The 19,391-nt window shown below is 64.6% G+C and carries 13 protein-coding genes, 2 tRNA genes and 2 pseudogenes; 1 reads left to right on the top strand and 16 read right to left on the bottom strand.

What is annotated here, in order from left to right; translation table 11 throughout:
* Nucleotides 1–77 precede the first annotated feature (77 nt).
* The 10 genes and pseudogenes from UP10_RS15120 to UP10_RS15080 form a co-directional block, all read right to left on the bottom strand.
* A complete protein-coding gene (locus UP10_RS15120) occupies nt 78–743 on the bottom strand; it encodes a protein-L-isoaspartate O-methyltransferase family protein (protein ID WP_044588107.1) in 666 nt (221 codons plus the stop codon).
* 121 nt (nt 744–864) lie between these two features.
* Nucleotides 865–1,044: a hypothetical protein gene (locus UP10_RS15115; protein ID WP_044542081.1), complete on the bottom strand. Its 180-nt coding sequence runs from the start codon at nt 1,042–1,044 to the stop codon at nt 865–867.
* 131 nt (nt 1,045–1,175) lie between these two features.
* Nucleotides 1,176–1,250, bottom strand: a tRNA-Asn gene (locus tag UP10_RS15110).
* A 241-nt stretch (nt 1,251–1,491) separates the two neighbouring features.
* Entirely contained in the window at nt 1,492–1,875 is a 384-nt protein-coding gene (locus tag UP10_RS15105; protein ID WP_044588106.1) for a RidA family protein, read from the bottom strand.
* 22 nt (nt 1,876–1,897) lie between these two features.
* Nucleotides 1,898–3,157 (bottom strand): annotated as a pseudogene (locus UP10_RS46645) (acetamidase/formamidase family protein); the annotation flags it as partial.
* Between the two features lie 68 nt (nt 3,158–3,225).
* Nucleotides 3,226–4,252 (bottom strand): annotated as a pseudogene (locus UP10_RS46640) (helix-turn-helix domain-containing protein); the annotation flags it as partial.
* A gap of 103 nt (nt 4,253–4,355) precedes the next feature.
* Nucleotides 4,356–5,597 (bottom strand): acetamidase/formamidase family protein, encoded by a 1,242-nt coding sequence (locus UP10_RS15095; protein WP_044588104.1) that lies wholly within the window; start codon nt 5,595–5,597, stop codon nt 4,356–4,358.
* Between the two features lie 49 nt (nt 5,598–5,646).
* Nucleotides 5,647–7,287 carry an amino acid ABC transporter permease/ATP-binding protein gene (locus UP10_RS15090; protein WP_044588103.1) on the bottom strand — a complete coding sequence of 547 codons (1,641 nt, stop codon included), beginning with the start codon at nt 7,285–7,287 and terminating at the stop codon, nt 5,647–5,649.
* Nucleotides 7,287–8,186: an ABC transporter substrate-binding protein gene (locus UP10_RS15085; RefSeq protein ID WP_044588102.1), complete on the bottom strand. Its 900-nt coding sequence runs from the start codon at nt 8,184–8,186 to the stop codon at nt 7,287–7,289. The genes UP10_RS15090 and UP10_RS15085 overlap by 1 nt, the downstream gene beginning before the upstream one ends.
* A 185-nt stretch (nt 8,187–8,371) precedes the next feature.
* Nucleotides 8,372–8,629, bottom strand: a complete 258-nt coding sequence (locus UP10_RS15080) for a hypothetical protein (protein ID WP_044588101.1) — start codon at nt 8,627–8,629, stop codon at nt 8,372–8,374.
* 255 nt (nt 8,630–8,884) lie between these two features.
* Between UP10_RS15080 and UP10_RS15075 the strand changes: the two genes are divergently transcribed.
* Complete coding sequence (locus UP10_RS15075) at nt 8,885–9,067, top strand: hypothetical protein (RefSeq protein WP_044588100.1); 183 nt, start codon at nt 8,885–8,887, stop codon at nt 9,065–9,067.
* A 146-nt stretch (nt 9,068–9,213) separates the two neighbouring features.
* On the opposite strand, the gene UP10_RS15070 is transcribed toward UP10_RS15075, so the two are convergent.
* The 6 genes from UP10_RS15070 to UP10_RS15045 form a co-directional block, all read right to left on the bottom strand.
* Nucleotides 9,214–9,287 (bottom strand) — tRNA-Cys (locus UP10_RS15070).
* Between the two features lie 54 nt (nt 9,288–9,341).
* Complete coding sequence (locus UP10_RS15065) at nt 9,342–10,058, bottom strand: tRNA-uridine aminocarboxypropyltransferase (RefSeq protein WP_044588099.1); 717 nt, start codon at nt 10,056–10,058, stop codon at nt 9,342–9,344.
* Nucleotides 10,059–10,096: 38 nt separating this feature from the next.
* Entirely contained in the window at nt 10,097–13,234 is a 3,138-nt protein-coding gene (locus UP10_RS15060) for an efflux RND transporter permease subunit (RefSeq protein ID WP_044588098.1), read from the bottom strand.
* Nucleotides 13,231–16,359: an efflux RND transporter permease subunit gene (locus UP10_RS15055; RefSeq protein WP_044588097.1), complete on the bottom strand. Its 3,129-nt coding sequence runs from the start codon at nt 16,357–16,359 to the stop codon at nt 13,231–13,233. Before UP10_RS15055 ends, UP10_RS15060 begins: the two co-directional genes overlap by 4 nt.
* A gap of 48 nt (nt 16,360–16,407) precedes the next feature.
* The gene (locus UP10_RS15050; RefSeq protein WP_044588096.1) at nt 16,408–17,874 is read right to left on the bottom strand and encodes an efflux RND transporter periplasmic adaptor subunit; all 1,467 of its coding nucleotides are present in this window, start codon (nt 17,872–17,874) and stop codon (nt 16,408–16,410) included.
* Nucleotides 17,864–19,348, bottom strand: coding sequence for an efflux transporter outer membrane subunit (locus tag UP10_RS15045; RefSeq protein ID WP_156180045.1), 1,485 nt, complete (start codon nt 19,346–19,348; stop codon nt 17,864–17,866). Before UP10_RS15045 ends, UP10_RS15050 begins: the two co-directional genes overlap by 11 nt.
* Nucleotides 19,349–19,391: the final 43 nt, after the last annotated feature.

Below are 19,391 nucleotides of genomic sequence, written 5' to 3'. Positions count from 1 at the left end.
AACTCTTCACGTGGGGCAAACGGGCCACACTTCTGATTCAGAACGGGATTTTATCAGCCGCCGCAGCACACTAGCGGTCAGAAGACGAAGCTGGGGAGCCGTTCCAATCCGGGCAAAATCGGGGCGGTCGCGTCGAACAGTTCGCGGTGCCCGAAATCGCCGTGGGAATGCGTCACGAGGCTGGCGCGCGGCGGCTGCTCGAGGGCGAAGACGCCGACCAACCGGCCGCCGTCCTTGAGCTGGCCGTAGAGCCCGGTCGGGACGACCTCGGTGGCACCGTTGAGGACGATCACGTCAAACGGCGCTCCCGCAGCATCGCCATCGGCGGAAGCTGCGGTTTTCACGCCGACATTGTGGATGCCGACCTCGGTGAGCACGGCGGCGGCCTTGGCGGCAAGGGCCGGATCGCTTTCGATCGCACTCACCTGCCCGGCGAAGCGCGCGACGACCGCTGCGGCATACCCGCTCGCGCAGCCCACCACCAGCACGCGATCGGTTTTCGCGATCTCGGCCGCCTGCAGCATCTTGGCGAGGACTGCCGGCTGGATCAGGCAGCGCCTGGGCGCGCCGCTCGCGGCGACGTCGAGGTCGAGGTCCAGATAGGCAAGTGCCTGCTTGCCGTCGGGCACGAAAGCCTCGCGCGGCACGGTCAGCATGGCATCAAGGATTCGCTCGTCGGTGACGTCGCTCGGACGCACCTGACCATCGACCATAAACTGGCGCGCGGTCGAAAAACCGGACATTGGCGGGACCCTGCAAGTCGCGCGGCGTTGCCGCTGTAGAAGCTAGAACAGGGTCATCTTTTGGAACAGGCTCCGCCAAAACGCAACACGCCGTTATCTCGGACGGGCGTGCCGCAAGTCACTATTCGATGGTGACGGCGAGCCGGCCGATCAGCCGGGCCACTTCATCGAGATGCTCGGAATCGTGCTCCTCGACAGCTTTCGCCAGCCGGCGCACGCACTCGTCGTCGCTGATGACGGGAATATCGCTGGGAACGAGGGTCGGCTGTGACATCGACAGGTCGATCAGGCTCACGGACATGCAAAACCACCTCTCAAAACCCGGCGAGGCGTAGCGTCAAAGGCGATTACGTCGATTTGGCGACTAATTCTACCTATCTGCCGCAGGCCACGGGCTTGTGATCGGCGATGGGCTGTCGATGGGGCCAGAACTGGCTCCCCGGGCTGGATTCGAACCAGCGACCATTCGATTAACAGTCGAATGCTCTACCGCTGAGCTACCGAGGAATAGGCGAAACATTTGTTCGCGCGGGCAGCGTATAACAAAGCCTTCCGGCCTTGCAAAGAACCAAATGGCTCCTGAGGCCTAACTTTAACAGGGGTCGGAAAGGCGCTACGGTGCAATGGCTTGTCGGCCGATGAGGGGAATCGATGCCTCCGACCGGACGCCACGCCGCGGACTGGGGAGAGCCTTGAGATGCAAGCGGCATGGCGATCCTGCCACGCCGCGATTCCCCGACAGGCGCCGTCACGGCCTCCGGCACACCAGATCGATTTCGATCAGCGCGTCATAGGCGAGCCCGGTGACGCCGACGCAAGTTCGCGCCGGCAGGCGATCCGGCGGAAAGAAGCTCCGGTAGGTCTCGTTCATCGCGGCATAGTCTTCTTTGAAGCGCGTCAGATAAATCCGCGACATCACGATATGCTCCAGGCCGAGATCCAGGCCCCCGAGCACGACCCGCAAATTCTCCATCACGGCCCTGGTCTGCGCGACGATCCCCTCCGGCAGCACGCCGGGCGCCGACGGCGTATCCGGCATTTGACCGGTGACGAACACGAAACCGTCCGTCTCCACGGCATGGCTGAAGGGCGCGACCGGCTTCGGTCCGCCCGCGATCATGTGGAATTTCACTGTCTATCTCCGCTTTGCGCGATCAGCTGTAGTCGAACAGCCGTTTGCTCAGAATGGCGTGCACGCCCCAATTGCCATCGACCACCTGGGTAACGCCGAAGTCAACCGCTGCGGACATCAACGCGATCGCCTCGTCCTCGCTCAGGCCTTTGACGCTCATCAGGAAGCGGCGCATCTTCCGGAACGCATCCTTCATCGCCAGATCGAGCGAGGACGTCGCATAGACCTCGCTCTGGCCCTGCGCACCGAACTCGGCGAGATAGTTCGGATGGCTGAAGCCGGTCAGCACCCAGTCGGTCTCGGTCTCGATCAGGGGATAGCTGAGATCGGCATAGGGCTGTCCGGTATGGCTGCCCTTCTTGTGCAGGATCACCTGGAACGTCCCCGTCATCGAGCACTCGATCGCGGTGCCTGAGAGTTCGCCGTCACCCTGCACTGCATGCGGATCGCCGACCGAAAGCAGCGCGCCCGGCACGGAGACGGGCAGATAGACGGTCGAGCCCTTGCCGAGCCGCCAATTGTCGAGATTGCCGCCGAAATAGGACGGCGGGACCGAGTCGACCAAATCAACCTCGCGCGGCGCCACCGCAATCACGCCGAAATGCGGGCGCAGCGGAATACGGATGCCATCAAGCACCGCATGGCGGCGCTTGACACTGCCGGGCGCGACGGGAACGCCGGGATAATCATAGGTGGCATGCACCACGCCGAACGGATCGGTCTGCGGCTCCCAGCGATAGGAATAGAGCGCGCGGGCATGTGGCGCGGCGTCCTGATCGCGATCGGTGCTTGCGAAGATTTCGTAGATCGTCACAACTTCGCGCGGCTTCGGACCGGAGAGAAATTCGCTGTAGTGATAGCCCCACCAGGCCGCGACGCTGGAGCCGAACACGCGGCCCTCGAACTGCGGATTGCGGCTTGGCCGCGGCACGATGTCGAGGATGCGCACCTCGAGGACGTCGCCGGGCTGCGCATCCCTGACCGCGACCGGGCCTGTGCAAATATGCACGCCGAACCCCTCACCCGCGCCACGCCCGAACACCGACGCATCCATCGGCCCTGCGCCACGCCGATCGACATTCTTCCGCGCACCGGTCCAGCCGAACACGCTTTCCGCACCGGGATCGCCCGAGATCATGCGGTCCGGATCGTCGGAGGCATGCTGCGTCAGCGTCTCGATGGTGATCGTGTCGCCCGAACCGATCTCGGCCTGCGGCGACAGCGTCCGGCTGAAATAGCCCCAATGCACCCGCGACGCTTCGACCGCGATATGGTGGTGCGTTGGCGCGACGTGATCGGCATCGTCAGCAGCATCGGTCCTGGAAACCAGCGCTGCTCTCTTCGCCGTGGCCGCCGGCTGATGCACGCGCAGCTGCGCCAGCGCATCCTGCGGCCAGCCGCGTTGTCCGGCCGGCATCGACGCCGGCGCGGCGCGCTCGGCCTCCTGCTGCCGGAAGTCGCGGGGCGGCAGGCCGAAGCGATGACGAAACGTGCGGCTGAAATGCGCGGAATCGGCAAAGCCGTAGCGATAGGCGATCTCAGAGATCGACCGGTGCGCTTCTGCCGGATTGGACAGGTCGGCCCAGGCGCGCTGCAATCGGCGCTCGCGCACATAATGGGTGAAATTGTCGCCGACACCCTCGAACAGCTTTTGCAGATAGCGCTCGGAAATGCCTTCAGCCTGCGCGACACTGGCCGGTGCAAGGTCAGGATCCTCGAGCCGGCGTTCGATGACCTGGCAGATCCGGTGCAGGATCGCGGCCTGCGACGCGGTATGGCGGCCGTCGAGAGCAGTGTCCGCGAGTTGATGCGCGATGGTCAGCAACAGGTCAGCCATCGCCTGCGCCACCGTCGCCCATTCGACGTCGCCGAGCATCTCCAATGTGCGCGCCGTCGCATCTAGCATCCGCGAAAAGATGTCCGCCAGCCCGCCTGGCGCGACCACACGCGCCTCGCCAAACCGCAGCTTGCCGGGAATCCGGCCGTGCAGCGCGTCCGGCGTCACCGACAGCACGATGGCCCGCATGTCGCGCTGGAACACGACGCTGCAATCGCCGCATCTCGGCAACAGCAGGAGATGCCCGACCGGCACGATGCGGTGGCTGCCGCCGTGCCGCAGGATGACGCCGTCGTCGATCGGCAGCACCGCGATCGGCAGGCCTTCGGCGCCTTGCGGCAAGGGAGCGACGGTCTGCGACCCCGCCGCGATCCGGGTCAGCGCAATCCCGGGCGCGCTGCGGTGAAAGGCGGTGGCATGACCGTCATAGGAGGTGCCGGCAGAGGCCGGCTGCAGGCCGACCGTGCCCAGCACGTCCCGCCACGCCTCCGGGCGGTCGTCTTGCGTATAGGATTCACTCGTAAACGGACGGAAGTTCATCGCATCGCCTCAATCGGGACTGATCGAAGCAACCCGCGTGCCAGACAAGCCTGTTCCTCCGCCGAAATGGCGGCGTCAAATCGACGCCAAAACGTTCAATGTCTTAGTCGCATCTGAAGACGTTCTTCCGAATCGTGCCGTGAACGCCCCAATTGGCATCCACGACCTGGGTGACGCCGAAATCGGCGCCCACCGACATCAACGAGATCGCCTCGTCTTCGCTCAGGCGATGCACCGTCATAAGGAACCGGCGCAACTTGCGGAACGCGTCGCGCATGGCGCGGTCGAGGCTCGAATGGCTGGCGATCTCGGTCTGTGCGTTCGCGCCAAGCTCCGCGAGATAGTTCGGATAGGTGAATCCGTACACCGACCAGGCCTGCTCGGTTTCGAGCATCGGGTGGGTCAGCCCTTCGAGGCTGGTGCCGCCGAGGTCGTTCTTCTTGTGCAGGATGAATTCAAAATCGCCGGTCAGCGAAGTCTCGATCGCGGTGCCGCCGAGCTCGCTGTCGCCTTGGGCGGCGTGCGGGTCGCCGACCGAGAAGAACGCGCCCGGCACGGCGACCGGATAATACATCCGCGCGCCCTTCCCGATCCGCCAGTCGTCGATATTGCCGCCGGTATAGCTCGGCGGGATCGAGCTGACGAAATCAGCTTCCGACGGCGCCAGTCCCATGGTGCCGAAATGCAGCCGCGCCGGGACCTTGACGCCGGTCAGGATGTTCTCGCGCTTCTTAATCGTGCCGTGATCGACCCGGACGCCGGGATAATCGATGGTCGCATGCACGATGCCATCAGGGTCGGTCTGCGGCATCCAGACATAGTTGTAGACAGCCCTGGCGAACGGTTCGCCCGAGGTGTCGAGCTCGAAGATGGTGATGACCTCGCGCGGCTTCGGCTCCTCGATCAGGTCGTGATAGTGAAAGCCCCAGTTCGCGGCGGCATTGGAGCCGAAGCAGCGGCCGGCGTGGCAGGCGCTGCAACTCGGCCGTGGCCTGATGTCGAGGATACGCACTTCGAGCACGTCGCCCGGCTCGGCGTTTTCGATCGCGACCGGACCGGTCAGCAGGTGAACGCCGATGCCTTCGCCGGAACCGCGAATGAACGGCCCTTCGGTCGGGCCGGAGCCGCGGCGCGCGACGGCCTTGTGCTCGCGCGTCCAGTGAAACACGCTTTCGGCGCCCGGATCATTGGCAATCATGCGCTCGTAATCGTCGTTGGCGTGATGGGTCAGCGTTTCGATCGTGGCGCGGTCGCCCGAGCGCAGCGTCACCGCAGGCTGCACTTTCTTGCTGAAATAGCCCCAGTGAACGGTCGCCGGCGAAACCGGCAGGTTGAAGTGCTTCATGCAAGTGCCTCTTCGAGCGGTCGGAAGGTCTGGTCGTGGCCTGTCGAATTCATCGCACCGTCTCCGGCGTCTTCTCGGCGTCCATCACGCTGAGGAAACGCGCCGTGACGGGGTTGCGCGGGTTGGAGAGCACCTCGTGCGCCGGGCCCTCCTCCAGGATCGCGCCGCCACTGAGGAAGGCGACGCGATCGGCGACCTCGTCGGCGAAACGGATCTGGTGGGTCGAGATGATCATGGTGAGCCCATCGCCGACGGCGAGCCGCCGGATCACTTCGAGCACCTCATTGACGAGTTCGGGGTCGAGCGCCGACGTCGGTTCGTCCAGCAGCAGCACGCTGGGGTTTGGCGCCAGTGCACGGGCGATCGCGACCCGCTGCTGCTGGCCGCCGGACAGATGGCGCGGCAACGCATCCGCGCGATGGCTCAGGCCGACACGATCGAGCAGCTCGCGCGCCCGACGGTCGGCATCGATCCGGGTCATGCCGTGCACCCAGCGCAGCGGTCCCGCAACGTTCTCCTTCGCCGTCAAATGGCTGAACAGGTTGAACTGCTGGAACACCATCCCGACGCCGACGCTGGCGCGCTCATTCGCAACCTCGCGCGGCGTCAGCGCCTTGCCGTTGTCGGAGAAGCCGAGACGGCGGCCACCGACACGCACCGTGCCGGCGTCCCAATCCTCCAGATGGTTGATGCAGCGAAGCAGCGTGCTCTTTCCGGAGCCACTCGGCCCGAGCAGCGCCACGACCTCGCCGACGCGCACGGTCATATCGAGACCACCGAGCACGGCCTGCGTGCCGTAGGACTTGCGCAAATCCTTGACCTCGACTGCAATGTTGTTGCGCACAATGGTCGCGGCCCGCTTCGCGCGATCCTCGCGCGTCAGGGCTCGCGCCGGCGGCAGCGGAATATCCGGCTGCATCGCGGCTGCGACGTCGACGGCAGGCGCGGCGTTGCCGGCCAGGGCGAGCTTGGTGGCGAGGTCAACGCGACGCCAAGGTAAATAGAAAGGCAGATAGCCGGCAAGCTTGCGCTGGCGCGAGGTGCGGTCGAGATCGAGCGTCCATTCCAGCGCCAGCTGGATCACGCTGACGGCGCCGGTCAGCACGAGATACAGCAGGCCTGAAGCGAAGAAGATCGAGAAGAAATCAAAGGTTGACGACGCAAGCTGCGTGCTGCGCAACGTCAATTCCTGCACCGCGATCACGGACGCGAGCGAAGAGTTCTTCAATGCGCTGACGGTCTCGTTGCCGAACGCCGGGATCATTGTGCGGATCGCCTGTGGCGCAATCACCCGCCGCATCAGCACCGCCGGCGTCATGCCAAGGGCTTGACCGGCCGACACCTGTCCGCGATCGACGCCGAGCACGCCGGAGCGCAGCATTTCGGCGATAAACGGCGCCTCATTGCAGGCAAGCGCGAGACCGGCCGCGAGGATCGCCGGCAGTTTGATACCGATGTGCGGCAGCGCGTCGTAGGCAAACACCATCTGCAGGATCAACGGCGTGCCGCGGAAGATCACGGTGTAGCCCCGCGCGAATGCCGAAAGCCACCAGAAGCGGCCGAGCTGCATCCACGCAAGGATCAACCCGAGGATCAGCCCGCCGAACAGCCCGAGGATGGTCACCTGAAGCGTGACCTCGATGCCCTCGAGCAGATACGGCAGGCTGAGATAGTGCGCGAACAGCGACATCAATTAACCGTCAGAAGACCCGGTTCCTTGAGGTTGTTCGGGTCGAGCTCCCACTTCTTGAGCAGCGCCGCCTGATCGCCGGACTTGTAGATCTCCATCATCACGGCCAGCACGGCTTCGCGGAATTTCGGCTTGTCCTTCGGCACGGCGATGCCGACCGAATAGGGAATCGTCACCGCGATCGCCTTCTCCAGCATGTCCGGATAGGCCTTTACGGCGTTATCGACCGTGTTGACGTCGTTGACGTAGGTGTCGGCACGTCCGGCCAAGATCGCCTGGATGCAATTGGCGTTGTTGTCATAGAGCTGCAGCGTCGGCTCTGGTTTACCGGCAGCCTTGCACTCCGGGATCAGCGCCTGCACCAACGGCACTTCGACATAGCCGGTATTTTCGGCCGCAGCCGCGCCGCATAGCGAGGTGTTGATGCCAGTAATCTTCTTCGGATTGCCCTTGGCAACCAGCACCCCGTCGAACACCTTCGAATAGGTGATGAAGTCGCCGGCCTTGGCCCGCTCTTCGGTCGCATAAATGTCGGAGATGACAATGTCGGCCTGCCCGCTCGCCAGCGTGGTGAGCAGTGCTGCGAAGGTCACTGCCTTGTAGGTCAGCTTGAAACCGAGACACTCGCCGATCTCTTCGCCGAGATCGATGTCGAAGCCGACATATTTGCTGGGATCCTTCGGATCGATCGCTTCATAACCCGGTGTGTGCGGGTTGATGGCGTTGACCAGCGTCTTGCCTTTCCAGTCCGGGTACTTCTCCTGCAAGGCAGCGCATGCGGCAGGCGCAGCCTGCGCGCCGACCGGTGCCAGGAATCCAGCGGCGACGATTGCGCCCAGCACCGTCAGACGCAATGAACCTGACGCGCGCCGTGCTTCCGTACAAAGCCATTTTTGCATGTTGCCAGTTCCTTCGAATTTGTCATGGCGAGGGCCATGTTCCAAAACCCGAGGGAAAGGCTACGGGGAACCGAGCTGGGAAAGCTTGTCCTGGGACGTACAAAAAATTGGATCAGCAAGGCCTGCGAATTGGGCAGGCCTGCTCAAGATTCATTCGTGACCCAGACCATTCTCTGGGCAAGCCGTCATTGCTCGAACACCGCTGCACAGGCCGGGCTCAAACTCGCCTTCTGGCGGCGGAGGCAGGCGGTGATGGCGCGGGCATTGGGGATTTCGCCGGCACAGAGACGATAGACGTCGGGCGTGCAGGCCTTGCGCTGTTCGGGAGTGCCGGGCTCAGCCAGGGCCGCCTCGCTCGCGAACAATGTGAGGACAAGACCGAGAGCTGACGCGCGACGGGCACGGCGCTTGATCACCGACATTTCTACGAAGCTTGCGTTCATGATCGCGTCTCCCTAAAATCACTCCGATGCTTGCCGCGCGCGGCATGTCAGGGAATTATGCGAACCGTTTTTTGTAGAATGTGATTTTGCTCACACGAGGTCCGGGCAGTCGGACTTAAATTCCAGATGGGGTCAGTAGCAATTTATTAACCGGGGCCGGGCATCGGCGTTCTTTAGCTAAAATTCGAACGATCGGCTCAATCCAGACACAAGACAGTTTTGCAAAGGTGGCGCTCTCGAACCCCGGAGAGCGCGATGAGCGAAGTCGAATTTGATCTGTTGTTGGACGTCGTGCGAACGGCGGTCGCGCCCGTTTCCGAGGAGGTTTTTTTGGCCAAGCCTTTGCCCCGCATCCAGCCGCCGCCGCGTGCTGCGAACGACAACCGCGCACCCTGGCCGCTGGTCCCGTTTCCTGAAGGCTGGTACGCCGCCTGCTAGAGCATTTTCGGTTCTGATTGAATCAGAACCGAAGCTCTAGATTCTTGTTTTGACGCGTTTTCTTCACGCGTACCGGTGTCCACTTCGCTCGAAAACGCTCTAAGGCAGCTTCTCATCTATTCGCTGCAAGCCGTTGATGAGACAAGTGGAGGCCACGACCGGAATTGAACCGGTGTACACGGTTTTGCAGACCGTTGCGTAACCACTCCGCCACGTGGCCCCACGGGCCGCACTCATATACGGCCTCTCTCCGATAGGCAACCAAGCCGGGGCGTTAACCCTTTCGGCGTCGGCGGTAATCCTTCTTCTTCGGTTTCGGCGCCAATTCCGGCATCTTCGCCTGCACCTCGCGAAATCTGGCCAACATCCGCTCAAAACTGCCGATCAGCGTCTCGGCGATATCCGGCCGCTTCTCGATTCCGGCCAGCAGCATTGCCGCCGACTCGATCGTGGACAGACCGTCGCGCCGCGGTTCCTTGCGCAGATTGCCGTAGCGCGAGGGCCGTTTCGGCCCGAGAATCACCCGCTGACACTTCAGCATCCAGGCGTTGCGCCACCACAGCGCCTTGGCCTGGCTCCAGGTGCCATCGAGCAGCACGATGCCCTTGATGTCGGAGAGGATGGCACGCTGCCCGGGTTCGGCCTCCCCTTTGCGGTTGATGGCGACGATCTCCGCATCGGTATCGAGGTCCTCGACCTTGGCAGAACCCAGGTAGAGCACCGCCCAGCGCGATGGATCGGCCACTGGCCGACCGAGCGCCTTTGCCAAGCTCGGCCACGACAGGCCGATCTTGACCACGGCGGTCTTGAAATGCCGCGCCGCCAGCCGAGCGGTGCCGAGCGCCCTGTCCTGCTCCTGCGGATGCTGCAGGATCAGGAGCGAGATGCGGCTCTCGATCGGCGTGACGCTGTCGCAGATGCACAGCGGCAGCGGCTTGCCGCAATGCGGGCACTCCGGCAACAGGTCCGTCTCGTTAACAAGCTCTGACATTCAACGGCTATACGCCGTGGATGGCCTCGCCCGCAACATCAATGCAGGACCAGCCTGACAATGCCGGACACCAGCCCGATCAGTCCGACTGCGGCGCTGAGCCAGCTCAGCCGCTGTCGCGCCGGTAAGTCCTTAAACCGGTCGATCAGCAGATAGATCACCGGCGTCGTGTAGAGCGTCAGTATCTGCGAGACGAACAGGCCGCCGATGATGGTGATGCCGAGCGGACGACGCAGTTCGGTGCCCGGCCCGGTGGCGATCACCAGCGGGATGCCGGCAAACAGCGCGGCCATCGTCGTCATCAGGATCGGCCGGAAGCGCGCCTGGCAGGCCTCGAAGATCGCCTCCCGCGACGACAGGCCCTGATGGCGCTCGGCTTCCAGCGCGAAATCGACCATCATGATGCCGTTCTTCTTGACGATGCCGATCAGCAGGATGATTCCGATGAAAGCGATGACCGTCAGCGGCGTGTTTGTCAGCTGCAACGCCAGCAGCGCGCCGAGGCCGGCCGACGGCAGCGTCGAGATGATCGTGATCGGATGCGCCAGGCTCTCGTAGAGCACGCCGAGCACGATATACATCGCGATCAGCGCGCCGAGGATCAGCAGCGGCTGCCGTCCGCTGGTCTTGTTGAAGTCGCCGGCATTGCCGTCGAAGCTGCCGCGAATGCCCTCCGGCATGTGCAGCTCGTTGACCGCCTGCTGGATGTTGGTGGTCGCGATCTCCAGCGGCACGTCCGGCAGCAGGTTGAACGACACCGTGGTCGAGGGAAATCCACCGGAGTGATAGACCGCCAGCGCCGATAGCCCCCGCTGGGCGTGCACCACGGCCGACAGCGGCACCTGCACGTCGTTGGCGCCGGCGACGAAGATGCGCTCCAGGTTCGACGGATCGCTCTGGAATCTCGGATCGATCTCCAGCACCACCATGTACTGGTTGCGCTGGGTGTAGATGATCGAGATCTGCCGCTGCGAGAATGCATTGTTGAGCGCATTGTCGATGTCCTGCACCCGGACGCCGAGGCTCGATGCGGTCTTGCGGTCGATCACGAGATTGAGCTGCAGGCCGCCCGGATCGCGGTCCGACGACACATCGGTGATACCCTCCACCGTCTCCATGCGCTTGGACACGAGCGGCGCCCATTTCTGCAACAGGTCGAGATCCGTCGAGGACAGCGTGTACTGGTAGTCGGAATCGCTCTGCCGGCCGCCGGTCCGGATGTCTTGCGCTGCGAACATGAACAGGCGGATGCCCGGCACCATGGAAAGGTTGCGCCGCAGCCGATCGATCACCAGTGCGGTCGACAGACCTGCCCGCTCCTCCGGCGGCTTGAGGCTGATAAACATTGTGCCGCGGTTGGTCGTGCCGCCGCCGACCGAGGAGCCGATGCCGGCGACCGCGGGATCGGCCATCACGATGTCGGCAAGCCGCTGCTGCAGCCCAAGCATCGCCTGGAACGAGATGTCGGCGGATGCGCGGGTCGAGCCGATCACGAAGCCGCTGTCGTCGGTCGGGAAATATCCCTTCGGCGTCTTGATGTAGAGCGTCACCGTCAGCGCGATGGTGGCGAAGAACACCAGCAGCGTCAGGAAGGGGTAGCCGAGCACGACCCGCAGTGTCGAGGCGTAGAATGCCACGGTCCGCGACAGCGTGCCTTCGATGACGCGGTCGTACCAGGTCGCGTGGTCCGACGTCGCTTCCTTGATGTAATGCGCGCAGATCATCGGCGTGATGGTCAGCGACACCACCGTCGAGACCACGATTGCAAAGGTCAGCGTCAGCGAGAATTCGCGCAACAGCCGGCCGACGATCCCGTCCATGAAGACCAGCGGCGTAAACGCCGCGATCAGCGACAACGAGATCGACAGCACGGTGAAGCCGATCTGCTTGGCGCCTTCGAGCGCCGCCGGAAACGGTGCCATGCCCTGCTCGAGATTGCGATACATGTTCTCGATCATCACGATGGCGTCGTCGACCACGAAGCCGACGGAAATCGCCAGCGCCATCAGCGACAGATTGTCGATCGAGAACCCGGCAAGCCACATCCCGGCGCAGGTACCGGCCAGCGCCAGCGGGACCGAGACGCCGGCAGCAATTGTCGGCACCAGGCGGCGCAGGAACACGAACACCACGACCATCACCAGCACCACGGTCGCAAGCAGCGTGAGCTGCATGTCCTGGACGCTGGCGCGGATCGTGCTGGTGCGGTCCACCAGCGTGGAAATCTCGACGCCGGCCGGAATCCATTGCTTCAACTCGGGCAGCATCGCGCGGACGCGGTCAACCGTATCGATGACGTTGGCGTCGCCCTGCTTTGTGATCTGGATCAACACCGCGGGCTGTTTGTTGAACCAGGCAATGGAGCGCGCGTTGCGGACGGAGTCCTCGACTTCGGCGACATCGGACAAGCGCACGAAATTGCCGTTCAAGCTCTTGATCACGATGTCGCGGAACTCGGCCGCGGTCCGCATCTGCTTGTTGATCGACAGCGTCTCGCTCTGGCGGACGCCATTGAAAATGCCGACCGGACCGAGTGGATTGGCGTTGACGATCGCGGTCCGGACGTCGTCGGTCGCGATCCCGGCGTTCGCCAGTGCGACCGGGTTGAGCGCGATGCGCACCGCCGGCTGGTCGGCGCCGCTGACGGTCACCTCGCCCACCCCCGGTACCTGCGAGATCCGCTGCGCCAGTACGGTGTCGGCGACGTCGTACATCGCGCTGGTCGAGATCGTCTTGGAGGTCAGCGCCAGCACGAAAACCGGTGCTGCGGCCGGATTGGACTTGTGGAATCTCGGCAGCGACGGCAGGTCGCTCGGCAGGTCGGCCAGTGAGGCGTTGATCGCAGCCTGCACGTCGCGCGCGGCGTGATCGATGTCGCGGCCGATCGAGAATTGCACCTGGATGCTGGTCGAGCCGAGCGAGCTCGTCGAGGTGATCTGGTCGATGCCGGCGATCTCGCCGAGCTTGCGCTCGAGCGGTGCGGCGACGGTTGCGGCCATCACCGACGGATCAGCACCGGGCCGGGACGCCGACACCCGGATCATCGGGAAATCGACATTGGGCACCGAGGAGACCGGCAGGAACTCGTAGGCGACGATCCCGATCAGGAACAGCCCGATCGCAAGCAGCGTGGTGCCCACCGGCCTGCGAATGAACGGCTCCGAGATCGAGATCATTGCATCCCCTCGGTCGCGCCCGCGACCGGCGGTCCCTGCGGGCCAGGCTCCGGCACCGCCGTCTCGATCCGGCGGTTGAGGCGGTCGAGCGCCAGATAGATCACGGGCGTGGTGTAGAGCGTCAGCAACTGGCTGAGCAGAAGGCCGCCGATGATCGAGATGCCGAGCGGGAAGCGCAGCTCGGACCCGGTGCCGCTCTCGATCGCGAGCGGCAGCGCGCCGAACAGCGCGGCCAGGGTCGTCATCATGATCGGACGGAACCGCAGCAGGCAGGCCTGCACGATAGCGTCATAGGGCGACATGCCCTTGTGACGCTCGGCCTCGAGCGCGAAGTCGATCATCATGATCGCGTTCTTCTTGACGATGCCCATCAAGAGGATGATGCCGATCAGGCCGATCACTGAAAGATCCTGGCCGCACAGCATCAGCGCGAGGATCGCGCCGACACCGGCCGAGGGCAGCGTCGACAGGATGGTGATGGGGTGGATGTAACTCTCATAGAGCACACCGAGCACGATATAGATCGTGATGATCGCGGCCAGGATCAGCCAGGGCTGTCCGGCCAGTGACCTTGCGAATTCGGCGGCATCGCCGGAATAGATGCCGACGATGCTACCGGGCATTCCGATGCGGGTCTCGATCGTCTTCACGGCCTCGACCGCATCACCGAGCGCCTCGCCGGCTGCGAGGTTGAAGCTGAGCGAGACTGACGGGAATTGCGCCTGGTGCGAGATCGCCAGCGGCGCCGTCGTCCGCCTCAGTGTCGCGAGCGCCGACAGCGGCACCTGAGCGCCGTTCGCGCCGGGCAGATAGAGCTTGTCGAGGATCGACGGATCGCGCTGGTACATCGGCAAGGCCTCGAGCACCACGCGATACTGGTTGGCCTGGCCGTAGATGGTCGAGATCTGCCGCTGCGCAAAGGCGTCGTTAAGCGTGTCGGTTACGCCCTGCAGGCTGACGCCGAGCTGGCCGGCGCGCTGACGATTGATGTCCAGCGCCGCGCGCAGACCGCCCTCCTGCGCCTCCGACGAAACGTCGCGGAAAATCGGGTCGCGCCGCATCTCCGCGACGAGCTTTCGCGACCATTGCAATACGTCGGCCGCGTCGGTTCCGGTCAGCGTGTACTGGTACTGCGAGCGGCTCGATTGCGTCGAGATCTGCACGTCCTGCACCGGCTGGAAGTAGACGGTCATGCCGGGGATCGACGCCACCCTCTGCTTGAGACGCATGATGACCTGCGCGACGTCGTCGCGGCGCTGGTCGCGCGGCTTCAGCGTCATCACCAGGCGGCCGACATTGGTGGTCGGATTGACCGATCCGGCGCCGATCACCGACACGACGCCGGTCACATCAGGATCGGCCTTGATGATGTCGGAAGCCGCGGTCTGCCGCTGCTTCATTTCCGCGAACGAGACGTCGGGCCCCGCCTCAGTCACCGCTGTGATCGACGAGGTATCCTGCAGCGGCAAGAAGCCTTTCGGCGCGATCACATACATGACCAGCGTCAGCGCAATGGTCGCGAACGTTACCAGCAGCGTGGCGCGCTGATGCCGCAGCACCCGGAGCAATGTCCGGTGATAGAACTCCACCATCCGGTCGATGAAGCGGCTGACCGCAGCCAGGCCCGGAACCGCGACCTCCTCATGGATGTTCTTGAGCAGCCGCGAGCACATCATCGGCGTCAGCGTCAGCGAGACCACCGCCGAGGTCACCACCGCAATCGTCAGCGTCAGCGCGAACTCGCGGAACATGCGGCCGACCAGGCCGGACATGAACAGCAGCGGGATGAAGACGGCGATCAGTGACACCGTCAGCGAGATCACGGTGAAGCCGATTTCGCTGGCGCCCTTCAGCGACGCCTCCATCACCGTTTCGCCCTCCTCCATATGGCGGACGATGTTCTCGATCATCACGATGGCGTCGTCGACGACGAAGCCGGTTCCGATCGTCAGCGCCATCAGCGACAGATTGTCGAGGCTGAAACCGGCGAAATACATGATGCCGAAGCTCGTGATCAGCGACAGCGGCAGTGCCACGCCCGCGATCAGGGTTGCCCGCAGCGACCGCAGGAACAACAGCACCACCAGCGTCACCAGCACCACGCTCAGGATCAGCGTGAACTGCACGTCATGCACCGAGGCGCGGATCGTGACCGTGCGGTCGGCGACGATGGTCAAATTGACGCCGGCCGGGATCGTCCGCTGCATCCGCGGGATCTCGGCGCGGATCTGGCGGACCACGTCGATGACGTTGGCGCCGGGCTGGCGCTGGATATCGATGATGACGGCAGGCGAGCCCTGGTACCAACCGCCGGTGCGGTCGTTCTCCAGCCCGTCGACGATCACAGCGACATCGCCGATCGTCACGGGAGACCCGTTGCGGTAGGCGATGATGATGGGCCTGTAGGCGTCGGCCGCTGCGATCTGGTCGTTGGCGGCGATAGTGTAGGACTGCTGGGCGCCGTCGAGCGATCCCTTCGGCCCCGACACGTTGGCGCCGGCGATCGCGTTGCGCAAATCCTCCATGGCGATGCCGTAGGCCGCAAGCCGCGCCAGATCGGCCTGCACGCGGACCGCCGGTTTCAGGCCGCCGAGGATCGAGACCCGGCCGACGCCGGAAATCTGGCTCAAGCGCTGTCCGAGTATGGTGTCGGCGAGATCGCTCATCGCCCGCAGCGAAATTGTGTCGGAGGTGAGCGCCAGCGTCATGACCGGCGCGTCCGCCGGGTTCACCTTGGCGTAAACCGGCGGGTACGGCAGCGTTTTCGGCAGGATGCCGGCCGCGGCATTGATCGCGGCCTGGACGTCCTGGGTGGCACCGTCGATATCGCGGTTGAGGTCGAACTGCAGCGATATCTGGCTGACGCCGAACGAGCTCGTCGAATTCATCGACGACAGCGACGGGATCTGGCCGAGCTGCCGCTCCAGCGGCGCCGTGATCAGCGAGGCGATCACGTCCGGGCTGGCGCCGGGCAATTGCGTCGTCACCTGCACGGTCGGGAAGTCGACCTGCGGCAGCGCCGAGACCGGCAGCGCCCAGTATCCGAGCGCGCCGCCGATCAACAGCGCGATGCCGAGTAGCGAGGTCGCGATCGGCCGGCGGATGAACGGTTCGGAGACGCTCATGGCTGCGTGCTCGCTATCAAGTCGGACATTACGAGGTCGGTATCTCGATCATGGCTGCGCCTTCGCTGCGCCGCCTGACTGTTCGCCCCCTGCCGCGGGCGCCGGCGCCGGTCCGGTCTGCCCCTTTTGGTCGCCCTCATTGTGCTCGCGCCGGCCGCGATGCTCGCCGGTCTTGTCACCGTTCTTGTCACCGGTCTTGCCTTGCCAATCCTTCTTGGCCTCGTTGCCTTGACCTTGACCCTGCCCGCCGCCCTTTGCGTCCCCCTTGCCGTCTCGATTGCGGCCGCGCTTGCGCGGCGCGAGATCGGCCGTCGGGGCCTGATCATCCTTGCCAATGACGACCGTGGAGCCTTCGGCGAGATTGGCAAAGCCCGTCGTCACCACCCGGTCCGACGTGGTGAGGCCGCTCGCGATGACCGCGTCATGCTCGTCCTGTTGCGTGACGGTCACCGCCTTGGCGGTGACGATGTCGTTGTCGCCGATCACATAGCTGAAGGTGCCGGCGGGCCCGCGCTGCACCGCCGAGGTCGGCACCACGATCGCCTGCGGCAGCGTCTCGACGTTGAGGCGAACATTGACGAATTGGCCGGGCCAGAGCTGGTAGCTGGCGTTGGGGAATTCGGCCTTCAGCTTCAGTGTGCCGGTGGTCGGATCGACCTGGTTGTCGATGCCGGTCAGCTTGCCGGTGTCGATCACGGTGACGCCGTCATTGCCGAACACGTCGACCGCCAGCGTGCCTTTTGCCGCTGCCGCATTGACCCGCACGATCTGCTGCTGCGGCAGGCTGAACCACACCGCAATCGGTTGCAGCTGGGTCAGGATCACGAGCCCGGTCGTGTCGGCGGCGTGGACGATGTTGCCCTGGTCGACCTGCCGCAGGCCGGCGCGCCCCGAAATCGGCGCGACGATCTTGGTGTAGCCCAGCGTCGCCGCCGCATTGTCGACCGCGGCCTGGTCGGCTTTGACCAGCGCCTCCTGCTGCGCAACCACGGACTTCTGCGTATCGGCCTGCTGCTTCGAGCCGGCATTGGTGGCGGCGAGCTGCTGATAGCGGATGAGATCGAGCCTCTGGTTGCCGAGCAGCGCCTCGTCCTGCGCCTTCTTGGCGACCGCCTGGTCGTATTGCGCCTGGTAGATCACGGGATCGATCTCACCGAGCACGTCGCCCTTCTGGACGTCCTCACCCTCGACGAATTTGACCGAGATCAGCTTGCCGTCGACCTGCGAGCGCACGGTGACCGTGTTCAACGCCTTCACCGAGCCGACGCCGTCGAGATAGACCGGCACGTCCTGCACGCGCGGCGTGGCCGCAAGTACCGGCACCGGAAGATCAGGCCGCGCCCCCGCGCCACGGCCGCCGCCGCCCTGCTTTTGTTGGAATGCGAGCCAGCCGAGATAACCGAGACCGCCGAGGATCACGAGTGTGACGATCAGCGACACCATGCGCTTGAGCAGGCGCGAGACCAGGCCCGGCTTGCTTCTCTCGTCGTCCTTGGTGTCGGGCTTAAAGAGCATCGACCGGTCTCTCCATCTTCGGCTCCCAGCCGCCCCCCAGCGCCTGATACAGGCTCACCATCGCCAGCAGCCGGGCAAGTTGAGCCTGGGAGTAGGCATCTTCAGCCTGGAAGAGAGTCAGCTGCGTGTTTAGCACAGTTACGATGTCGGCGGTCCCGGCCCGAAGCTGCTGCTCGGCCAACTGGAACGCCCGCCGCGATGCCGTCAGCACGTCGCGCTGCAGCTGCAGCTTCCGCGTGGTCTCGCGAATCGCGACCAACGCATTGTCGACGTCGGTGAAGGCCTGCACCACCGTCTTGCGGTAGGTCTGCAGCAGTTCGTCCTGCTTGGCCTGGGTGTATTCGAAATTGCCGAGAATCTTGCCGCCGTCGAAGATCGGTTGTGTCGCGCTGCCGACCAGGTTGAAGAACGCTGCGTGCGGCTGGAACAGCGACACCAGCGCCGAACTCTGGTAGCCGCCCTGTCCGGTCAGCTGGATGCTGGGATAGAACTGCGCCCGCGCGCTGCCAACATTGGCGGTCGCCGAGGCAAGCTGGGCCTCCTGCCTGCGGATATCGGGGCGCTGGGTCAGCAATTCCGACGGCAGACCCGGCGTGACCCGGGGAATCGCGACGGCGTTGAGCGTGCCGCCCGAGATGCGCACGCTTTCCGGCGGCCGCGACACTAGCACCGCGAGCGCGTTGATGTTCTGGTCGAGCGTCTGCCGCAGCGGCGGCACCTGCGCGCGCTGGTTGGCGAGCACGCTCTCCTGCTGGGCGACGTCGAGATCGGTGCCGGTGCCGGCCTTGAAGCGGTCGTTAATGGCGTTCAGCACGCGCTCGGCACTGGCAATATTGCGCTGGGCGGTGCGCAGGCGGTCCTGGGTCCCGAGCACCGTGAAGTAGGCGGTCGCAACCGTCGTGAGTGTCGTCAGCGCCGTCACCTCGCGATCAAACCGGTTGGCGACCGAGGTCTCCTCGGCGGCCTGGGCCGCGTCGCGGTTCTGGCCCCAGAAGTCGAGCTGATAGCTCGCGCTCAGCGAAGCGTTGTAGTTGACCACTTCGCGCCCGCCGATCGACAGGCCGCTGGCACTGGAGCCCGAGGTCCGCGAATAGGCTTCGGATCCGCCGGCGGACAGGCTCGGCAAAAGCGCCGCGCCGGCCTGCCGCGCCAGCGCATCGGCCTGACGAAACCGCGCGACCGCCGCGGCGATGTCCAGGTTGACGATCTGGGCCTCCTCCATCAGCTGGGTCAGTTCGGCCGACCGGAACGCCCGCCACCAGTCGAGCGTCGGAAGCGCGTCGCCGGGGCGGCCAAGCCGGGCGTCCTTGTAGCCTTGGGCCTTGTAGCCTTGGGGCACGTCGAGCGCCGGATCGGGGATGTCATGGGTCAGGATGCAGCCGGCGGAGCTTGCGACAAGCCCTAGCGCAATAAGCGACCGGCCAGCGACCCGGCGCAACCGCACAATGAGGCCCAACCGGCCTCCAGGTGCCATGACGGAAGCGGGTTGGGTCACACCCGCTCTCCGAGCAACACAG

The organism is Bradyrhizobium sp. LTSPM299 (assembly GCF_000938235.1).
Classification (GTDB): domain Bacteria; phylum Pseudomonadota; class Alphaproteobacteria; order Rhizobiales; family Xanthobacteraceae; genus Bradyrhizobium.
Note: the sequence above shows the minus strand (reverse complement) of the source record. Positions and strands in the feature narration are given on the sequence as shown.